The following is a 20,964-nucleotide window of genomic DNA, read 5'->3' as shown; positions in this document are numbered from 1 at the left end:
AAGTGTCCAGACTCTGTCTTATTTTGAAAGATGGTCTAGCAAATCATCAACAATACGCTTCCAAGAATACTCTTCTACCGCTAGTCTCCTTCCATTTTTAGACATTATTTGATATTCTTCTTGAGAAATAGAAAGTAATTTTCTAATTTCTTCTGCAATCCCCTCTGGATTCTCTGGCGGGGCAATCCTCCCGCAATTGTGCGTTAATAAAATCTCAGCGCTTTCTCCATTACCACAATACAACACTGGCGTTCCTGTCGCAATTGCTGGAAAAATTTTTGATGGACGTGCGCCTTTAAACAAATCAATATTACGTAACGAAACAATACTATAATCAGAGATAGAAAAAATCTCCGGCATCTTTGACACTGGCACCGAACCATAAAATGTGACATTCTGAAGTTGTAGCTCTGCCTTCATTTTTATTAATTTTTCGCGTTCTTGTCCATCCCCTACAAATAGAAAATGGACGTGGGGATATTTATCCTTTAAAAGAGCAGCAGCCTGCAAAATGGAATCTAATCCTTGAGCATATCCCATTGTTCCAGCATAGGTAAATACTGTTTTTCCTTCTATGCCAATCTCTTTTATTAATGCCTCATTTTTAGGAAGAGGCTGAAATACATCAGTGTTCACACCATTTGGCAATAAAAATACATCTTTCGCCTTCTTCCCATGTTGAATCATATAATCTCTAATTCCTTCTGTTGCCGCTGCAATTTTCCATGATTTTCTATATAAAAAGTGTTCTAACCATGTAGCCATTCTGATAAATGTCTTATTTTTTAAAATTCCTAGCTCCACTGCCGATTCTGGCCAAATATCTGCAACATTAAAGACAAATTTCGCTCCTTTCAGCTTTGCACCCAAATACCCAGTAATTCCCAAAAACAAAGGTGGTGAATTACAAATAATAACATCAGTCGGCTTTGATTTCCATAAAGAATAAAAAGCGCTGAACGTAAAGGAAAAATACGAAGCCACCCTCTTCCAAAAACTCCCTTTAGGCGAAGGATAAATCCATGTTCTATGAACAGGAATGTCATCCCAATACTCAAACATATAGAACATACCGCGATATTCCTCAGGGATCACGCCTTTGGGATGATGTGGGAATGCTGTTAATACTTCCACTTGATGACCGCGTTTGAGCAATTCCTTACTTACTTCATACACGCGAATTTGCGGCGCACCCGTTTCAGGTGGAAAGTGTTGGCACAAATAGATAATTCTCATCATTGTTGCAGTTTTTCCCGTAAATAGGATTCTAATTTATAATTTAAATCTGGGCGCTTTAAAGCAAAATCAATAGAAGCTTTCAAGAATCCAAATTTGTCTCCCACATCATAGCGCTCTCCTTTAATCACATAAGAGTAAATGCGCTCTTTCTTCAGTAATCGATCAATAGCATCAGTTAATTGAATTTCTCCTTTTTTATCTGGATGCACCTGTTCAAGCATTTCAAAAATCGCTGGAGTCAAAATATATCTACCAATAATTGCCTGTGTGGATGGTGCATTATCAATCTCTGGCTTCTCTACTAATCCCTTAACCATATACAGCTCATTGTCTTGTCCTTCATAATCTACAATTCCATACTTATTTACATCGGAACGAGGTACATCTTTTACCCCAAGCACACTTGAATGAACTTGTTTATATTGCTCAATCATTTGTTGGAGAGCAGGAACAGGGCTATCAATAATATCATCCCCTAGCAACACAGCAAATGGCTCATTTCCGATAAATTTTTTCGCACATAAAACTGCATGTCCAAGTCCCAAAGGCTCTTTCTGACGGACGTAATGAATATCCACTAAGTTAGAAATTGACTCTACAATTTGTAACATATCATGTTTCCCAGTCCGTTCCAACAACATCTCAAGTTCTACTGATTTATCAAAATGATCCTCAATAGCACGCTTATTTCTTCCTGTTACAATAATAATATCTTCAATGCCAGAATGCACTGCTTCTTCAATAATATACTGAATCGTCGGCTTATCTACGATTGGTAACATTTCTTTTGGTTGCGCTTTTGTTGCCGGCAAAAAACGGGTGCCTAGTCCCGCTGCGGGGATAACAGCTTTTTTTATCATCACTTACACCCCTTTCAATGTTTTTTTATATAGGTTTAACATATTATTAGCATTATCAACCCAATCATAATGCTGTTTAACATGATTTACTCCATTTTTACCCATTTTGCTGCGCAAAGCCGTATCTTGAAGAAGATATCGGAACGCTTCAGCCAAAGCACTTGGATTTTCTTTAGGTACAATCAAGCCTGTCACATCTCTTTTTACCACTTCTGGAAGTCCTCCGACATTTGATACAATAACTGGTACACCACAAGCCATCGCTTCCACAGCTGCTACACCAAAACTTTCGCTATCTTCTGTAGAAGGAACTGCGAAAATATCCATGTCGTTAATATATGCAGGAACCTCTGTATTAGGGATACGCCCCGTAAATGTTGTTACATGTCGAATGCCAAGCGTTTCTGCCAATTGTTCATACTCTTGACGTTGTGGGCCATCACCAACAATCAACAAATTTGTATGTGGATACTCTTTATAAACAATGGCAAATGCCTTAATTAAATCCGCGATTCCATATTTATCGGAAAGTGATTTAACTGTTCCAATCGTAATAGTTTCCTTTTTTTGTTTCTCCAATGGTTTAAAAATCGTAAGATCAACGCCAAACGGTGTTACTTCCACATGTTTATCTGTATATTTTTTCGTCTCTGCCGCCATGACATGGCTTGTTGAACAAATGACATCTGCCTTTTGTAACGTAAATTCTACTATCCCTCGATTCAAGCGATTTTGTACCGGGAACTGATAAATATCTCTCCCCCATACAGAAACATAAAATGGATGAGTATTTGTCAGCGCACCAACAAGTCCATAACTCGACACATAATGAGCATGCAAAATATCAGGTTGAAATTCTAAAAGCAATCTTTTTAAAGCGAATACACTCGAAATATAGGACAATTTCCCGGGAAACCACTTTGGTAATACCCATGTTTCGACTTCCTTCGCATGCTCCATCGAATAATGATCTTTAAATGTGATAACTTTGACATCGATTCCTCTTTGTTGATAAAAACTTGCCCATTTATGCGTATGAATTGACTTACTCGGGGCTAATAACGCAACCTTCATTTTACATCCCTCGTTAATGTTCTTTGCACTTTTTCTACTCTGGAAACCCAAGAATGTTTTTTCATAAATGTTTCTGTAATTTGTTGGCGATATCGCTCTTTTTGATCAATCATTATACGAATCGCCTCCGCCACTGATTGTGGGTGATCCTCGCAAATCACTCCGTATCCTCCCTCTTCAACAAAACGTTTCTGGGCTAAACAATCAGTAGCTACCACAGGAAGCATATTCGACAAATACTCCACAAGCTTTACAGGTACAGAAAAATCATTATATTCACTGCGCAGTCTTGGAATAAATGCAAAATCCATCTTCTCATATAAACGGTCTAACTCTTCACCACTTATATGCCGTACTTCGACGCCTAAACGGTTGATTCTCTCCTTTTTTTCATGAGAAAGCGCGTCAAATTCATTTTTTCTGCACACGACTGTCAACTGGATAAAGGAGTCATTTTGATTGACAATCTCCAATGCATCGAGAAGCAAAAACAATCCATAATCTTCATTATTAATACCACCAACATACAATCCTTTGACTGGCAATTCTTTATTTTCTTCTCTGTGGATCACCCTTTGTTTCCCACCAGGAGGAAGATCAATCATTGGACGATCAATCTCCACGTATTTTTCCATCTCAATACTTGGTAAAAAAATAACATCACAATATGTTTCATAAAAACGTTCCTCCCAGCGGTAAATCATCTGCATCAGCTTCTTTCTCCACCCTTTTAACGGGTATAGCTCATCGAACTTCCAATAAACATCGCGATAAAACACCCCAATAGGAATATTGCGCTTCTGTAAATAACGCAATATTGTGCGATCAATGAACGGTTTTTTTGGTCGATGTCCCGGATCAGTTAGCCATAACGGAATTGTTTGATTTTCCATATAGCAGAACCAAATATCGTTCAATGTCCCGTTGCTAACTAGTCGCTGGAATTGCTTAGCTCGCTCCACTGAGGTACCAGCAATCAGAATTACCTCAATCTCTTGTTCTACTCCCCATTTACAAAATGCTTTATACATTTCATGAGGCCTTAACTTGGAACCGCTATTCGCCTGCTCCGCTAAAGGAAACGGGTAATAAACAAGCACCTTTTTCATCTTGATCCCTCATCGAATATTGAATTTTTTTAATAGGCTGCCTTTTAAAAATACCCATATATCCGCCTTCACTCGCAAAAATAATACCATTCCACCAAATAGCACTGCAAGCAAGATCCAGATTGGATTAAATAGAAAATCCGTAAATCCCCCAACAATCGTGCGCGGTATATTCACTGAAAAATACACAAGCAGGCTTATAAAGATAGGATTTTTTGGCAACCGAAGAAAGCAAATATACAGCAGTTGAATCACAATCCCAACATAAAGTGTGCCGATGATAATTCCTAAATATCCAAAATTCGCATATGCTTCAGCGACAAAGAGCGTATTGAGCACGCCACCTGTTCCATCTTCAATTCGTTCCGGAAATACATGGGCCATTACCATTCGTGCCGAACGAACATTATCTATATCGAATAAACCAGTCAAAATAGATGGCAAACTTCTTCCATATAAAAATGGCAGCACTTCACCAAATAAATTCAAGTGTAAAAATGTTGGAGCAATTTGTGCGAAAATGATGCGACCAATTGGTCCTTTGTTATAAGCCAAAAATGATTCGACATCATTCACTCCTTGAATAACAATATACATGCCCACAAGAACAATACCGCCAACCAATCCATAGACCATCACTTTAAAAGCAGAGAGTTTTGTTTCTCCAATATAAATACGCACAAGCAAAAACATAATCAGATAAAAAAAGATTGGTGATTTAGCTAGATCATATAAATTGACAAACAAGGCTCCTATAAACAACAAAAAAAACAATATTTTCCACCTAAACTCATTTGTTAGCACCGAAAAAATGTACGCCATTAACGACAGAAGAGGAGTTAGCGAAAGCGCAAAAATATTACGGAATAATATATTTCCTTTAAAATGCAGAGAAGCTTGAATCCTTAGTTCCGCTAAACTCATCTCCTCATGCCCTGTTATCAGGGCGAAAATAGGAACATGCGGAGTTTTCCAAATTGTATATAAAATCGCTAATATGCTGAATCCTGATAAAGCGGAAAAACAATAAAAAAATTCATTTGACCGGCTCGTGACAGGCTGAACAGGCCTCTCCAAATACCGAGAAAATTCTGTTCGTGCCTCAAAACCACATAATTTTGACACTAAAAGCATTGATAATGGCAAAAATACCATCACAAAACAAACAACAACAAAGCCAATGACCCGATACTCGTCTGGCCTAAACAGCTTAGCTGTCATGTAATAATGATCGACTCCTAACGCAATGAGTAGCGAACCGACAAAGCTTGAAACAAGCAACGAATAATAGTAGATGATAGATACTAGATTCGGCTTTACGATTGACAAACTCCCCGATACATAACGAAACAATGCTGTTGACAAAAATAATATAACCAGCCAAATAGATATATATAGCATAAGAATGCACCCTTTTATGTTCGCTCAATCGCCTCAACGATTTTTTCAGCTGCTTTTCCGTCTCCAAATACGTCTTCGTATACAGGACAAACCTCTTTCTTAACTGCCGTAACGATTTTTTCTACATCCGTCCCAACTAGAATATTTGCTTCTGTCTCAAGTGTTTCTACCCACTCTGTCTGCTCTCGCACAGTCACACATGGCACTTTCATAAAATACGCCTCTTTTTGCACACCGCCTGAATCTGTAATAATCTTTTTCGCATGACTTTCCAGCATCAGCATGTCAAGATAGCCTACAGGATCCACTACCTTCAAATTAGGAATAGCATTGATGTCTAGCCCATACGTTTCAAGCTTATGTTTCGTACGCGGATGAATCGGCCATATTTTCATATCCTCAATTTGTGAAAAAGCCGCTAAAATATTTTGCATCTTTTGAATATCATCCGTGTTTTCCGCACGATGTATTGTAATCAAATGATATGTTTTCTCCACTAGACCAAGTTCAGATAAAATGGTTGATTTTTGTGTTGCTAGTTCTTGATTATATAAAACCGCATCATACATCACATCACCAATGTTAATGACATTATGTGTAATGTTCTCGTTTTTCAAGTTTTTTACTGCGGTATCCGTTGGACATAACAAAAATTCCGATACATGATCTGTCATAATACGATTAATTTCTTCTGGCATTTTTTTATTAAAACTACGCAACCCTGCTTCCACATGGATGACCGGAATATGCAGTTTGGCAGCTACAAGTGCTCCAGCCAGCGTAGAATTCGTATCGCCATATACAAGTACATAGTCTGGTTGTTCCTTCAATACAATTTCTTCAATTTTAATCATCATTTCCCCTGTTTGCTTTCCGTGACTGCCAGAGCCAACTCCAAGATAATAATCCGGTTTGGGAATATTTAATTCTTCAAAAAAGATATCTGACATATTCGCATCATAATGTTGTCCTGTATGAATAATAATTTCCGTATGTTTTTCTCGCAATACGCGCGACACTGGTGCGGCTTTAATAAACTGCGGTCTTGCTCCCAAAACGGTCACAATTTTCATTTTGAATCCTCCTTTAACATCACTATACCTTTAACATTTCCATTCTTTCACAAATCCCCCAAGGCCGTCTGACGGCGAAACTCGCGATCGACACGGCTTACAAGCGCCATAATAATAAAATAGGCCCAGCTTAACAAAATAAATAAGACGCTCATTTGCTTTTCTTGAACATAGATAATAGCGGATGTGCTAATTACCATGCTAACAAATAAAAAGGCCATTTTCGCAAATGACACTGGCACATAGTATACTTGTTGGCTCTTTTGGAAAATGAATATTACAGCAAATACGTATGTTACCATATTCGCGATAACCGCCCCCCAGCTAGCTAAGCACGGTACAAGAACCAAGTTTAGGCCGATGTTTAGAAGCGCTGCAATCGCAAATATACGGGTAATATAGCCGGTTTCTTTTTTAAAGAACAGACCGACGGAAATAATTAAATAATAGAAGTTTAAAAATGTGACACACGACAAAAAGGCAATATATTGGTACGCTTCATAATACTCAGGTTTAAAAAACGTCTTCATTACCCATGGGCTAATTGTCGCTATTACCATAACGCCGACGAGACCTAAAAGCAATAGCGCCATATAAATTTTCGCAAATATATATGGGCTATCCTTTTTATCTTTCACAGACATCGAATACGGCCGCCACGCCATTTGCACGCCACTTGTGACAAGGGTAATCATCATCGCTAGACGGAGCGCTACTCCAAATACCCCGACAGCCGCAAGCGAGGCGAAATGTTGAATAAAAAATGTGCTTGAATTAGCGATAACCCAAAACGCGATCGATGTAGGCGCTAAAGGTGCCGCATATGCTAGCAGCTCTTTTAAAACCGGCCATTCAATACGAAACTTTAAATATTTCCATGTCAGGCGAAGCATGAGCACGAAGATAACAACGCTGCTAATCAACCTTCCCATAAACATCCCAGCCGGAGTTTGTGAGAAAAACTTTAAACCAACATACGAAAGCACTGCCACAAGCAACATTTTAAAAACGGTGAACAACACGACTTTTTTCGTTTGAAATTCAAATCGCATCACCGTCGTTGCAACGACAAAAATCGTGTCAAGGAGCAATGTAAACAAATTCACATACAATAAATCCACATAATGTGGGCTTCGTAATAATCTCTCAGAAATCCAAGGCCCCGCTACTACTACAAACAAAAATAAAACAGCGACAACAAACAACCGAAAATACATGACGTTTTGTACATACGACAGCCGCTTTTTTTCATCCTTTGTCTCGTAATAATAAAACGATAGTGCCGAATCTGTCCCAAAAATCACAAGAAACGTCAGCATTGATGTCCACCGATCTAAAATATCGACAATTCCGTATTGTGTCCTCGATAAAAAGTCCGTATATACCGGCAACATCACAAAAGCAATCAGTTTTGTCCCTACGTTCATGAATGCGTAAAGGAGCGAATCCGCTCCTAAACGCTTAATTTGTGATAACAACTATAACAACTCCCGCTCATCAACCATTTTGCTGAATTTTGCCGGAAGACCTTTAACAACTGTTTTCGGCTCCGTGTCTTTTGTAACAAGTGCACCTGCTGCAACGAATGTTTCTTCTGCAACAGTAATGCCAGGCAAAATGATCGATGCTCCACCAACACGGGCACCTCGCTTAATTATGGCCCCTTTAATTTTTGAAAAACGTTCTTCAGTTCGGCCCATATAATTGTCGTTGGTCGTTGTGACACAAGGAGCAATGAAAACATGATCCTCTAGCGTCGAATATGCAGTGATATAAGAGTTGGATTGAATTTTCGTACGATCTCCGATTTCTACGTAATTCTCAACGCACACTCCGCGTCCAACAATGACATACTCGCCGATTTTCACATTTTCCCGTACGCTTGCAAGGTCTGCTATTAACGTATTCGCTCCAATCGTCGCTCCGCGGTAAATTACCGCGTTGGCCCCAATCGTACAATTTTCGCCAATTGTAAGCGCTGGAAGCTCACTTGTTAGTTTCACTGTACTCGTTTTTCCAGGTTTTGGTGGTTTCCCAAGCACCGCTCCATCATCAATTGTCGTTCCTTCGCCGATAACTGTGCCTTCGTGAATCGTTACTCTATTTCCAATTTTTACATTTTTACCAATCTTTACATCCTTTTCAATTACCGTAAAATAACCGACTTCTACCGTTTTATCCAGTACAACGGAAGGATGGATCATATTCATTTTGGTCCCCCTCTTCATAAAATAATTGGATTATAATTTCACATATTTATTTGGCTTGTCAACATTTTTAAGTGCGTTACGTGTATCAAAAATAACCGAACTATTTTGTGCAATCATTTCATAATCAAAATTTGAATGGTCAGTTGTAATTAACACAATATCTGATTCCTGAAGCAGCTCTGGTGTTAATGCTACCGTTTCTATCACACGATTGCAAGAGCGAAAAGATGGTACATAAGGATCCACCACTTTAAACTCTGCTCCATTTTGCTCAAGCAGTTCCACAATTTTTAGCACTGGGGATTCTCGCACATCATCAATATCTTTTTTATAAGCCACTCCCAATACCGCCACTTTTGAACCACGTAACGCTTTGCCTTCCTCATTTAAAATGTGCATTGTACGATGAATGACATACTCTGGCATCGCATTATTAATCTCTCCAGCAAGCTCAATTAAACGGGTATGATAATTATATTCACGAGCTTTCCATGTTAAATAGAATGGATCAATAGGGATGCAATGTCCGCCCAAGCCCGGACCTGGATAAAACGCCATAAAACCATATGGCTTCGTCTTAGCCGCTTCAATCACTTCCCACACATCAATTCCCATACGTTCACACAAAATCGCCATTTCATTAACAAGAGCAATATTAATATGACGGAACGTATTTTCAAAAATTTTCTCCATTTCCGCAACAGCTGGACTGGATACCTCGTACACATCTCCTTCAAGCACCGAACGATAAAGAGACGCGGCAACTTTCGTGCATTTTTGAGTCACTCCACCAACTACTTTTGGTGTATTTTTTGTTTTAAACACTTTATTCCCTGGATCTACCCGTTCAGGAGAATAAGCAACAAATACAGTTTCTCCGACCACTAATCCTTTTTCCTCAAGCGCTGGTTTCACAATTTCTTCTGTTGTACCAGGGTATGTTGTCGATTCAAGAACAACCAACATCCCTTCATGGGCATATTTAGCAATTTCATTAGCTGAACTTTCTACATAGGACGTATCTGGCTGATGATGCTCATCAAGCGGTGTCGGAACAGCAATAGCTACAGCGTCCACTTCAGCAATGCGCGCATAGTCAGTCGTTGCTTGTAAATATCCGAGTTTGATCATATCATGTAAGTCCTCATCTACCACATCACCAATATAGTTGATTCCATTATTCACTTGATCAACCCGACTTTGTTGAATATCAAATCCGATCACTTTAAAACCAGCTTTTGCTTTTTCAACTGCAAGAGGTAAGCCGACGTATCCTAATCCCACTACACCAATAACTGCTTCTTTATTTTCAATTTTTCTTAACAACTGTTCATAATAATTCATCACGAATCTTTCCTTTCGTTACGATAGTGTAATTCTTTTTCCTGTTTCAGCTGATTCTAAAATAGCTGAAATAAGCTTCACTGGCGCAAGTCCATCTTCTCCTGTCACAATCGGTTCCCGATCTTCCTGAATCGCCTGCACCATGTCTTCGATAATGCATTGATGACCTGGTTTTCCGAATGGATCATGCTTGATTTCTTCAATCAATTTTTCTTTTTCTTCTTCAGTTACTCCTTCCATGTCCCATGTCTCAATAAAGTTAGCCGTTCGGCCACTGATTTTCACCGATGCCTTTTCTCCAAAAATCGCAATCGATTCTTCTAGATTTTTTGGATAAATGGTCGTCGCTGCCTCAATCACACCAAGCGCCCCATTTTTAAATTGAACTACCGCGACTGCGACATCCTCTGTTTCAATCTTTCTTAATCTTGTAGCTGCCATCGCTTGCACAGCCTCTACCGGCCCCATAAACCAAAGCATTAAATCTAAATCATGGATCGCTTGATTCATCAATACACCGCCATCAAATTCTTTAGTGCCGCGCCAAGCAGCTTGATCATAATAGGCTTGATTACGATTCCAGCGCACAGTCGCATTGGCATGACTCAGCTTTCCAAAAGCACCTTGCTCCATTTTTTCTTTTAATTTTTGAATTGCCGGACGAAAGCGGTTGGGATGAACAACAGCTAGCTTTACGCCATTCTCCTTAGCTGTTCTGATCATTTTTTCAGCATCCTCTACTTTTAATGCCATCGGCTTTTCGACGATAATATGCCGCTTATGCTCTGCAACTACTTGCGTCAACACTGCATGTAAACCTGAAGGCACGCATATATTGACCACCTCAATGTCTTCATTCTCCCTTAGCATAGTTGCTAAATCCGTATATGTTTTCACTGTGCCTGGAAATCCGGTTAGACGTTCTGGATTTGTATCACACACAGCAGCCAACACAGCTCCTTCGGCATTTTCAATCGCTTCAATATGCTTTTTGGCGATGTGTCCCATACCAACAATCGCAAATTTAATCATTGATAGTACCTCCTAGCATCAGACACATACTTCATTAAAGTAAGCAGCATAAAAGTCAGAAATATTCCGAGTACAAGCCCACTCGCGACTGCTTCTTTTACATAACTCTTAGATAGAGCAACCGTTTCCGACAAAACAGAAGGCTTTTCATAGAAAATTAAATCACTTTTCATATTATTTACTTTTTTTGTCAAATCTGTTAATGTAACAAGCAGCTCACTCTGGCTGTTTATTACATTTGTGTCAGTAACTGTTGTTCCGATCTTTTCATCGGTATCTTCGATTACTGATCGAATCTTTTTAATAAGGTCGTTGTATTCTTTCATCTGTTCCATTGTCACATCTAACCGATTTTGAGAATGATCTTGCAGCTGTTGGTTATAATGTGCAACGATATAATGAAGATCGTTTTGTACCTTTGTTTTATCATTACCTTTGACTGTAATTTTCACATATTTCTCCTCTGTTACATCAATATCGACATTACTCTTTATATTAGGGAATTTTGCTATAATATTATCCGGATTTGTTAAATCTTTCAAATTCACTCTCCCTGTAAACACCAAGGCTTTACCCGTATATTTTGCATCATTTAAGATCAAATGCACACTTAAAAGTGCTGTCAACGCTATAATCGGTGGAATAATACAGAAAAATAGTTTCTTGTTCCAAAAGTATAACAAGTACTCATACAAAACAAATCTTTGTTTGTCGTTTGTCAAAAAGCCCACCATCCTTATCATAATCTAATCACGCCTAATTACCAAATCATATACATTCAGTAAGAAAACGCCCCCTGCACAAAAGCGGCGACGTTTTCTATTTTTACTATTTCTTATCAGGCATACTGGTTAACCAATTTAAAAATCCGTTCATACAGTTCTATTATCGGCTCGTTTCCTGCAATCTCCCTGCATTTAAATGCCGACGACAGGGTATGCTATACAAAGCTTGTGCTTACCATATGATTATAGATTTTTAAATAAAATTGGCTAACATACACTCATCGTTTCTTATAAAACTCAGCGATTTTGCTCACCACATACTCCTGCTGCTCCATTTTCAGTTCTGGGAACATCGGTAGTGATACGGCTTCTTTTACTGCTTTTTCCGCTTCAGGAAGGTCGCCTTCTTTATATCCAAGCTCTTTAAATACAGGCTGTAAATGCAATGGAAGTGGATAGTACACCATCGTTGCCACTCCATTCTCTTGTAGAAATGCCTGTAACTCATTACGCTCCGGTACTCGAATCGTATATTGATGAAACACATGATATCGTCCTTCAGCTTCGACTGGTGTAATTACGATATCACCAAGCATTTCTTGCAATAAATGTGTATATATAGCTGCCCTTTCTCGTCTTAATTTAGACCACTCACTTAAATGAGGAAATTTGACGTTTAAAATCGCCGCTTGCATCTCATCAAGACGACTATTGTATCCTAATATATGGTGATAATATTTCGGCTTACTGCCATGAACACGAATGACACGGCATCTTTCAGCGATATCATCATCATTGGTGACAATCATTCCTCCGTCTCCATATGCTCCTAAATTCTTTGTAGGGAAAAAACTATATGTTGCTGCCGTCCCCAATTCACCGACATTTTTATCTTTATATTTCGCTCCAATTGCCTGTGCGGCATCTTCAATAATTACCAGTCCATGTTCTTTCGCGATCTCAACAATCGGATCCATATCTACCATTTGACCATATAAATGAACAGGAAGGATCGCCTTCGTTTTTTCAGTAATTGCTTCTTCAATTTTAGATGGGTCAAGGTTGAACGTTACAGGATCAATATCGATAAATACTGGTGTTGCTCCTGCACGAACAATGGCTCCTCCTGTTGCAAAAAAAGTAAATGCTGTTGTAATCACTTCATCCCCAGGCCCGACACCTGCTGCTTGTAACGCTATATGTATGGCATCGCTACCGTTTCCACAACCAATTCCGTGTTTGACATTGCTATAAGCAGCGATATCACTTTCTAATTTTTTTACATGATCTCCCAAAATAAAACGCGACGAGCTCATGACTTCATCTAATACTTTTAACATTTCTGGTTTTAAACGCTGATATTGCTCGCTTAAATCCAACATTGGTACTTTCATATGAAATTCCTCCACTAAAATGTTTGGTGTGCAATCATATAACACGTTTTAGTTTATCACATTTTTCCGTTTATATTGTGATCTTTTTTGACAAAATTCGTATATCTCTTTATTCACATGACCTGAAAAAACCGTTTGCACCTTCAACAGACACAAACGGCCAACTTCCCCACTTCACACATCTACTGATGATCGCTATATACTTTTCTGCCGCTGCGAATTAATTTGCGGATCAATGTCATGAAAGGCTTATATTGCTCATTAACAAGCCCAATTAGCTCTGCCAAAACCTCACCCAAAATAAGCAGCCCAAACAAAATTAAAATTGACTGCCATAGGGTTGAGGACGAAAATAAAATCGCACTTCCCCCAAACATAATACCAAAACAATAAATTAATAACACCGTATTGCGATGAGAAAATCCAAGCGCTAATAAGCGGTGGTGCAAGTGTGATTTATCTGGAGCAGAGATAGGCTTTTTGTTGACAATCCGGCGAATAATAGCAAATGTAGTATCAAAAATCGGTACACCAAGAATAATCACAGGTACCACAAAACTAAATAAAGTGACACTCTTATATAGTCCCAGAAGCGACAACACTGAAATAGCATATCCTAAAAACAAGGCACCCGTATCTCCCATAAAAATTTTCGCCGGATGGAAATTATAGAATAAAAATCCGATAATACTGCCTAATATAATAAGGGATAGCGTCAAAATAAGCACCTTGTCCGCCATGCCTGCCAACACCGCAATAGTAGCTATTCCAATTGCAGAAATACCCGCAGACAAACCGTCCAAACCATCAATTAAATTAATTGCGTTTGTAATCCCGACAATCCAAAAAACAGTAATAGGATAACTCCAGAGCCCAACATCAAATTTTCCTATAAATGGGATATTCAACAACTCCACTTTCAATCCTGAAGCGACAACTAATCCTGCTACAACAAGCTGACCCAAAAGTTTCATTTTTGGGGACAGTTCATACAAATCATCTAACATGCCAATAAGCACAATAAGAATAGCACCTACTGTGATGCCTGTTACTTGTTCATTATAAATTCCACCAACAAAATAGCCAACAATGACGCCAATAAAAATCGCTAATCCCCCGAGACGAGGCATTACCCGCTTATGAACTTTTCGCTCATTTGGCTTATCAATAGCACCGATTTTAATCGCAAATTTTATCACAAGAGGCGTTACTGCAATAACGGTTAAAAACGAGGCAAAAAACGCCAGAACTGCTTGCATATTCATAAATGAATCACCTTTAGCACAGGATTAATAGTTACACATCATTTTTATGTTACCACATCAGTCACGTAAATCAATCTTTTTTTTAACAAAACATTAGGTAAGTTTGGATGAGATCATAGAATTTTGTATTTTTTTCCTTATATCATCTGAAGCAGCTGATTTTTGTCATAGTATGTTATAATGCGTCTTAGGAATGAATTTAGGTAGGAGAGAGAAACATGTTCATAAAAGTGAAAGAATTATTTAACGAAAGCGCTCGTGATATAAAAAAGCTTCAAAAGCTCGTTCAGCAAGTAAATGAGCTAGAACCAACAATCTCTTCTTTAACTGACGAGCAATTAAGAGCAAAAACGGACGATTTTAAGCAGCGACTCAATCAAGGAAAAACGCTTGATGATTTAAAAATTGAAGCGTTCGCAGTGGTACGGGAAGCTTCCAAACGCGTACTAGGCTTGCGTCATTATGATGTGCAGTTGATGGGCGGCTTTGTTTTGTACGAAGGAAACATTGCCGAAATGCAAACAGGAGAAGGAAAAACACTAGTTGCCACACTACCGAGCTATTTGCGTTCTCTTGAGGGAAAAGGAGCGCATATTATCACCGCCAATGAATACTTAGCGCGTCGAGACTACGAACAAATGGGAAAAGTCTTTAACTTTCTGGGACTAACAGTAGGATTAAACATTTCAGAGATGTCCACACAGCAAAAAAAAGAGGCGTATAAGGCGGATATCACATATGGAACTGGAACAGAATTTGGCTTCGATTATCTTCGTGACAATATGGTATATGATAGTCGTAACAAAGTACAGCGCCAGCTTTATTATGCGATTGTAGATGAAATTGATAGCATTTTAATTGACGAAGCACGAACGCCTCTCATTATTGCGAACAAATCAAGCACTGGAGCCGAATTATTTAAAATTACAGCCCAAATTATTAAACATTTCAAAGTCGAAGAAGATTATGAATTATATCCAGAAGTAAAGCAAATTTTCTTGACAGAGACAGGCGCTCTGAAAATTGAACAAGCCTTTGGCATTGGAAATTTATACGATGCTGAGCATCAAGCGCTTTTGCATAATATCATGCAGTCATTACGCGCTTTTGCCATCATGAAACGTGATGTTGACTATATAGTTAAAGACGGAAAAGTACTTCTTGTCGACCAGTTTACTGGACGAATTATGGAAGGGCGCACATTTAGCGATGGATTGCATCAAGCCATCGAAGCAAAAGAAGGCGTCGAAATCACTGAAGAAAACGATGTTCAAGCAACGATTACGGTTCAAAATTATTTTCGGATGTACGAAACACTTTGCGGTATGACAGGAAGTGCAACTCCTTCTAAAGACGAATTTTGGGACACCTATCGTCTTCATGTCATTTCCATTCCAACAAATAGGCCTCGTCGTCGTGTCGATATGGAAGATCTTGTTTATCGCACATATGAAGCTAAGGCCAACAAAATTGTTAGAGAAGTTAAAAAAATGCATGATATGGGCCGACCGGTCTTAATTGGCACAACATCAATCGCCCAATCTGAACGCTTATCACAATATTTAACGAGACACGGAGTGAATCATCAAATTTTAAACGCGAAAACAGAAGAGGATGAAGCACGTATTATTGCTCTTGCCGGCCAAAAAGGACAAGTGATGCTCGCGACCAATATGGCTGGACGGGGAACTGATATTTTATTGGGAGAAGGAGTAGCCGAAATTGGCGGATTACATATTATCGGAACCGAACGACATGAAAGCAACCGCATCGATATGCAGCTTCGTGGCCGTGCAGGGCGCCAAGGCGATCCAGGTTCTTCCCAATTCATCATTTCATTAGAAGATGAACTGTTTAAATCATATGATAAAGAGGAATTGGAAAAGTGGATGAGCAAAATAAAAACAAATGAGGAGGGACTTATCATCTCACCTGATCCGATTAAATTTGTCAGAAAAGTTCAAGAAACAGTGGAGCACGCTCATCATTCAGCACGAGCCCACTTGTTAAAACTTGATACGGTGATTGATCGGCAAAGTAAAATTATTTATCAAATGCGCGATCGCATTTTAGCTTGTGAACAGGAAGAAATCATGAGCGAATTGTTTCATTATATTAAGAATTATTTAATCCAAACGATTGAAAAATATTGTTTGCCTGATGTCTTTTATGAAGAATGGAACATTAAAGGCCTTTATAACGAGCTATCGCTTGTCTTTTTACACTTCAATAAAACGATAGATGACTTTAAGGATTTAGAAAAAGAACAGATTAAAAACATAGTGCTAGAAGAATATGAGAGATTACAAACGAACTTAATGGCACTCAAAGAAGATACTGAGTTCCTTTCACAATTGCGTCAGCTTATGATTCAAGGGATTGATTCAAATTGGATTCGCCATCTCGATACAATCACAAATATTAAAGACGGTATTCATTTGCGCGGATACGGTCAGGAAGATCCTTACCGACTGTTCGAAATCGAAGCATTTCATGAATTTGTTCGCCTCCAGCAAGATATTCAAGCACATATTGCGATTCACTCTATGAATTCTATCAAAAACCAGTTTGAATTAGATGGTCATTAATTAAGGAGGAGATGTTCAGATGATTTTTAGAAAAAAAACAATCGGTGAGCATTCTATATCTCTTCATTCTTCATCGCTACCCAAAAAAAATGAAGAGCACATATCAAATGAAATGAGAACAACTTTGTCCTTTCATCCAGATTGGGATTTATCACCACAAGAAAAATATGTATATCTGTTTCATCACCAACAGCTTCCAGTTCTAAAACCTAATCAAATTTCCATTTCAGGGATGAAATTGATAAACTACAACGAGGGATTTGTGGTTGTCGCTTTTTTGCGAAGCACGCTACCAAATCCTGTTCGCTTTGAACAGATTACGTTGTTACTTTTAGATAAAGATAATCAAGCCATTGCCAAGCGAACATTTGAAATGGAACATTTTGGAGAATTACCACCAATGGCAGCTAGACCATGGCGATTTCTTTTTTCATCGGAAGACAAGTTAGTTGATAATATTCCAGAAAAAGGATGGAAGATCGCTTTTGAGCTCAAGCAAAGATCAAAACCACAAGAACATCGACTTGATTTAGCAGAAAGCTGGGAACAAGCGCTGTCGAAGCAGCAACGGGAACATTTGCAAAAAATTCTCGAAACTATGCCCCCTCTTTCTTCTAGAGAAATTAATTTCACAGGATTAGAAGCTAAAATTAGTGAACAGCGGGATTTAGTCGTCACATTACTAATCCGTAACGGTAGTGACCATAACATTCAACTTGCGCAAATTCCTCTTGCTGTTGAAGATGCCTCTGGAGAGATCATATGTAAAGGATCTTTTTATTTTGAGCATTTTGAAATAAAAGCAAATACAAGTAAGCCTTGGACTTTTATTTTTCCATCCAGTCGTTTGCTGAAAGAAGATATGGATTTAAGCAAGTGGAGAATATACCCTTATCATTCTTAATAACAGTTCGAAACAAAGGAACGTCTCTCTTGGAGAAATTCCTTTGTTTCATTTCGTTTTGAATAAACGAACAAGCTGACCAGCTTCTTTCATCATCTGTTGTTCTATTTAGCCACACTAAATTCTAAAAAAAGACCTTTCTTCATCGCAATTCCTTCTTTACTTTTAACGGTTGGTGGCACAACCAATATATAAGAACTTCCTTTTGTTAGCAAACGATTGGGCTTAATCATAAGCTCCGTTCCCTTGTTTACTTTTACTGTCACAGGGATTTCTTGTCCTCCAAGCTCATACAATTTGATTCCAAGCTTACTAATATCACTGATTGACAGATGACGTGAAAATTTAATAGTAAACATTTTATTAATCGGAACATTCCGTAATTTACCCAATGATTGATATGCATCTAACTGTTTAACAATCAAATCATGATGTGCTGCAGCCAGCTCCTTATTGACAGCGGTCACCACATTCGGCTTGACCCCAACATCATGAATTCTTGTTCCGCTCGGTGAGAAAAAACGGGCAACCGTTAATTTCAATACACTTCCATCCGATAATTCAAAAATTTGCTGCATCGACCCTTTTCCAAATGTTTGCTGACCATATAATGTAGCTGCCCTCTGGTCTTTAACTGCCGCTGCCAGCATTTCTGAAGCACTGGCACTTAAAGAATTTACCAACACACTAATAGGCCCTTTCATTTTAATAGACTGCGGAATCGATGCATACAATTTTGGCTGATTCGAACGGTCACGTAGTTGAAACGCTTTACTTACATTCGGGAAAAAACCAAGAATTTGCTGGGCAGCATCGACATATCCTCCTGGATTGTCACGTAAATCAAAAATCCAGCCCTTTACTCCAGAAAGGCAACGAATGGCTTGTTCCATATCTTTTACTGATTCATTATCAAAACTATAAAGACGGATATACCCAATATTTCCCGCTAATTTAGCAAACTCCACGTTTGGCCAATCAATTTTTTCACGTGTCACATTTAAAGTCAGTTCTTCATTCGTTGACAGACGAAACACCTTGAGCTGCACCGTTGTTCCCTCTTGTCCAGTAAGTAATATGGTCGCTTGTTCTTGCACGTGCCCCGATACTGACTGACCGTCCACTTCTGTTATCACATCTCCCGCAAGTAGACCCGCCTTGGCTGCTGGTCCATCTTTCAAAACAGAGAGAACCTTGATTCCTCCTGGATCCTCTCCTATCTCAATTCCTATCCCAACAAACTCCATATTAACCGAATCAAGAAATTGCTGATATTCTTCTGCTGTCATGTAGGCTGAATATTGATCCAAATGCTGCACAATTTCTTGCGGAGTCGGTTCCTTCAAAATTTCTTCGCTCACTTGATCTACATAATATTCCCGAATATATTGGCGAACCTGATCGAGAGCAGAATTGGTATTGGCTGAGACATTCCATGCTGATATAGCTAAAGGAAATAAAAAAATAAAAAGAATTAAAAAATTCCTCACGCTTTTTCGCATTATCGTTCCCCTTCTTCCACAAGGTTTTTATTGCACATCAAGAACTTTAGGTGCTTTAAGATCTTCCAAATAATAACTCAATTCCTTTTTTACATTAACATCCTTTACATTCGACAGCCATTTCTCACATAAAGCCAGTAGACGTTCCGCCTTTTCAATGTCGTCTTGGTCATATGCTTCAATGATGCGATCAAAAGCAAACATAATATTGATTGGAAAAAAAACTCGCTGTTTGGTTATTTCAGCAGACCGCAGGAACGTTTCCATCATTTTTTTTTGAACTGTTGGATCACTAACTTTTTGAACGAGAGTTTCTGTCTTTTTCAACTGATTCATAAAAGGAGGATAAGAGCTATAAACTGTATACACATCTCCGGAAGAAAGCGCATGGTCAATGCGCAATTTCAGCACTATTAACCTTTCTCCACCTTCAATTGCACTAATATAATATGCAGCTTTCTGAATCGTACGATAAGCAGAATCAATTCGTTGAATGTAATGTCGCTTTACCGATCCATCCTTCAATTGAGCAACTTCTTTTTGCGCTTGACTATAGCTCTTTTTTGTCTGATTGTAGAGATTGTAAGGTTTGTCTAGTGTAGTGGCATGGATTGTTTTCTCCAACTGCTTTACGTCACGCTCTAGCTTTTCTACGCTTGATTGAACAGATGCTGCTTTTGTTTGTCCCGGCAACAACATAACACTAAATCCCAAAATTACCAACAACACTGTTAACCATCTAATCCCCATCTTTGCTTTTTGCATTCAATTCACCTACTATTTACTAGAATGTACCTCCATTTTAATAGACTTTTTAATCCTACTTCAATAAGTATAGTAAAATTATAGAAAATTCCTCATCGATATTTGTTGTTTTTGTAAAAAACAATGTGGAAAATTGGGTATTACATAATATATAGACTCAATTTTCAACCTATTTATTGCTTGTTTGAAAATGGAGCAAGCTCCTAAAACTCTCTACTTTCACATATACTCCTTTCTAAATTGGCCGTATATGATGAATGAACAAATAAGTAAAGTATAAAAACAAAATGCAAACTAAGTTTTTAAAATGATATGGAAATTATACCATTTATTTCTTTATAATAAATAATGTATCACTAGCGTTGCATTAATTTAATTCGAAAATTCCGAATTGAAAAAAGTCCATAAAAAATCCTTTATAATGGATGGTACAGGTGGTCCCTGTCCAAATCCAATATAAAGGATGAAGCCTATGGACA

Annotated in this window: 17 protein-coding genes; 2 read left to right on the top strand and 15 right to left on the bottom strand. The window is 38.4% G+C overall.

The window, feature by feature from the left end; translation table 11 throughout:
- Nucleotides 1-18 precede the first annotated feature (18 nt).
- The 13 genes from AT864_RS13080 to AT864_RS13020 form a co-directional block, all read right to left on the bottom strand.
- Nucleotides 19-1,236, bottom strand: a complete 1,218-nt coding sequence (locus AT864_RS13080) for a glycosyltransferase family 4 protein (protein ID WP_066149748.1) — start codon at nucleotides 1,234-1,236, stop codon at nucleotides 19-21.
- Nucleotides 1,236-2,099, bottom strand: a complete 864-nt coding sequence (galU, locus tag AT864_RS13075; protein ID WP_066149520.1) for a UTP--glucose-1-phosphate uridylyltransferase GalU — start codon at nucleotides 2,097-2,099, stop codon at nucleotides 1,236-1,238. Before galU ends, AT864_RS13080 begins: the two co-directional genes overlap by 1 nt.
- A 3-nt stretch (nucleotides 2,100-2,102) precedes the next feature.
- The gene (locus AT864_RS13070) at nucleotides 2,103-3,173 is read right to left on the bottom strand and encodes a glycosyltransferase (protein ID WP_066149517.1); all 1,071 of its coding nucleotides are present in this window, start codon (nucleotides 3,171-3,173) and stop codon (nucleotides 2,103-2,105) included.
- Nucleotides 3,170-4,282 carry a glycosyltransferase gene (locus tag AT864_RS13065; protein ID WP_066149513.1) on the bottom strand — a complete coding sequence of 371 codons (1,113 nt, stop codon included), beginning with the start codon at nucleotides 4,280-4,282 and terminating at the stop codon, nucleotides 3,170-3,172. Before AT864_RS13065 ends, AT864_RS13070 begins: the two co-directional genes overlap by 4 nt.
- A 9-nt stretch (nucleotides 4,283-4,291) precedes the next feature.
- Nucleotides 4,292-5,683 carry an O-antigen polymerase gene (locus AT864_RS13060; RefSeq protein WP_066149510.1) on the bottom strand — a complete coding sequence of 464 codons (1,392 nt, stop codon included), beginning with the start codon at nucleotides 5,681-5,683 and terminating at the stop codon, nucleotides 4,292-4,294.
- Nucleotides 5,684-5,697: 14 nt separating this feature from the next.
- Complete coding sequence (gene wecB / locus AT864_RS13055; protein WP_066149507.1) at nucleotides 5,698-6,756, bottom strand: non-hydrolyzing UDP-N-acetylglucosamine 2-epimerase; 1,059 nt, start codon at nucleotides 6,754-6,756, stop codon at nucleotides 5,698-5,700.
- A 47-nt stretch (nucleotides 6,757-6,803) separates the two neighbouring features.
- Complete coding sequence (locus AT864_RS13050) at nucleotides 6,804-8,234, bottom strand: lipopolysaccharide biosynthesis protein (protein ID WP_066149506.1); 1,431 nt, start codon at nucleotides 8,232-8,234, stop codon at nucleotides 6,804-6,806.
- Entirely contained in the window at nucleotides 8,235-8,966 is a 732-nt protein-coding gene (locus AT864_RS13045) for an acyltransferase (RefSeq protein ID WP_066149503.1), read from the bottom strand. It abuts the gene before it with no gap.
- A gap of 30 nt (nucleotides 8,967-8,996) precedes the next feature.
- Nucleotides 8,997-10,310: a nucleotide sugar dehydrogenase gene (locus AT864_RS13040; protein WP_066149500.1), complete on the bottom strand. Its 1,314-nt coding sequence runs from the start codon at nucleotides 10,308-10,310 to the stop codon at nucleotides 8,997-8,999.
- An 18-nt stretch (nucleotides 10,311-10,328) separates the two neighbouring features.
- Nucleotides 10,329-11,342 carry a Gfo/Idh/MocA family protein gene (locus AT864_RS13035; protein ID WP_066149497.1) on the bottom strand — a complete coding sequence of 338 codons (1,014 nt, stop codon included), beginning with the start codon at nucleotides 11,340-11,342 and terminating at the stop codon, nucleotides 10,329-10,331.
- On the bottom strand, nucleotides 11,339-12,064 hold the full coding sequence (locus AT864_RS13030; protein WP_156450542.1) for a lipopolysaccharide biosynthesis protein: 726 nt from the start codon (nucleotides 12,062-12,064) through the stop codon (nucleotides 11,339-11,341). Before AT864_RS13030 ends, AT864_RS13035 begins: the two co-directional genes overlap by 4 nt.
- 281 nt (nucleotides 12,065-12,345) lie before the next feature.
- Complete coding sequence (locus tag AT864_RS13025; RefSeq protein WP_066149491.1) at nucleotides 12,346-13,461, bottom strand: DegT/DnrJ/EryC1/StrS aminotransferase family protein; 1,116 nt, start codon at nucleotides 13,459-13,461, stop codon at nucleotides 12,346-12,348.
- A 182-nt stretch (nucleotides 13,462-13,643) separates the two neighbouring features.
- On the bottom strand, nucleotides 13,644-14,726 hold the full coding sequence (locus AT864_RS13020; RefSeq protein ID WP_066149488.1) for a glycosyltransferase family 4 protein: 1,083 nt from the start codon (nucleotides 14,724-14,726) through the stop codon (nucleotides 13,644-13,646).
- Nucleotides 14,727-14,944: 218 nt separating this feature from the next.
- Here AT864_RS13020 and secA2 point away from each other — a divergent pair, with 218 nt between their 5' ends.
- Nucleotides 14,945-17,314, top strand: a complete 2,370-nt coding sequence (gene secA2 / locus AT864_RS13015; protein WP_066149485.1) for an accessory Sec system translocase SecA2 — start codon at nucleotides 14,945-14,947, stop codon at nucleotides 17,312-17,314.
- A gap of 19 nt (nucleotides 17,315-17,333) precedes the next feature.
- Nucleotides 17,334-18,218, top strand: coding sequence for an accessory Sec system S-layer assembly protein (locus AT864_RS13010; protein WP_066149482.1), 885 nt, complete (start codon nucleotides 17,334-17,336; stop codon nucleotides 18,216-18,218).
- Nucleotides 18,219-18,322: 104 nt separating this feature from the next.
- On the opposite strand, the gene AT864_RS13005 is transcribed toward AT864_RS13010, so the two are convergent.
- Together AT864_RS13005 and AT864_RS13000 are read right to left on the bottom strand one after the other, a co-directional pair.
- Nucleotides 18,323-19,720, bottom strand: a complete 1,398-nt coding sequence (locus AT864_RS13005) for a S41 family peptidase (protein ID WP_066149479.1) — start codon at nucleotides 19,718-19,720, stop codon at nucleotides 18,323-18,325.
- A 27-nt stretch (nucleotides 19,721-19,747) separates the two neighbouring features.
- The gene (locus AT864_RS13000) at nucleotides 19,748-20,485 is read right to left on the bottom strand and encodes a hypothetical protein (RefSeq protein WP_066149476.1); all 738 of its coding nucleotides are present in this window, start codon (nucleotides 20,483-20,485) and stop codon (nucleotides 19,748-19,750) included.
- Nucleotides 20,486-20,964: the final 479 nt, after the last annotated feature.

Origin of the sequence: Anoxybacillus sp. P3H1B, from assembly GCF_001560855.1 — a bacterium.
GTDB lineage: Bacteria > Bacillota > Bacilli > Bacillales > Anoxybacillaceae > Anoxybacteroides > Anoxybacteroides rupiense.
Note: the sequence above shows the minus strand (reverse complement) of the source record. Positions and strands in the feature narration are given on the sequence as shown.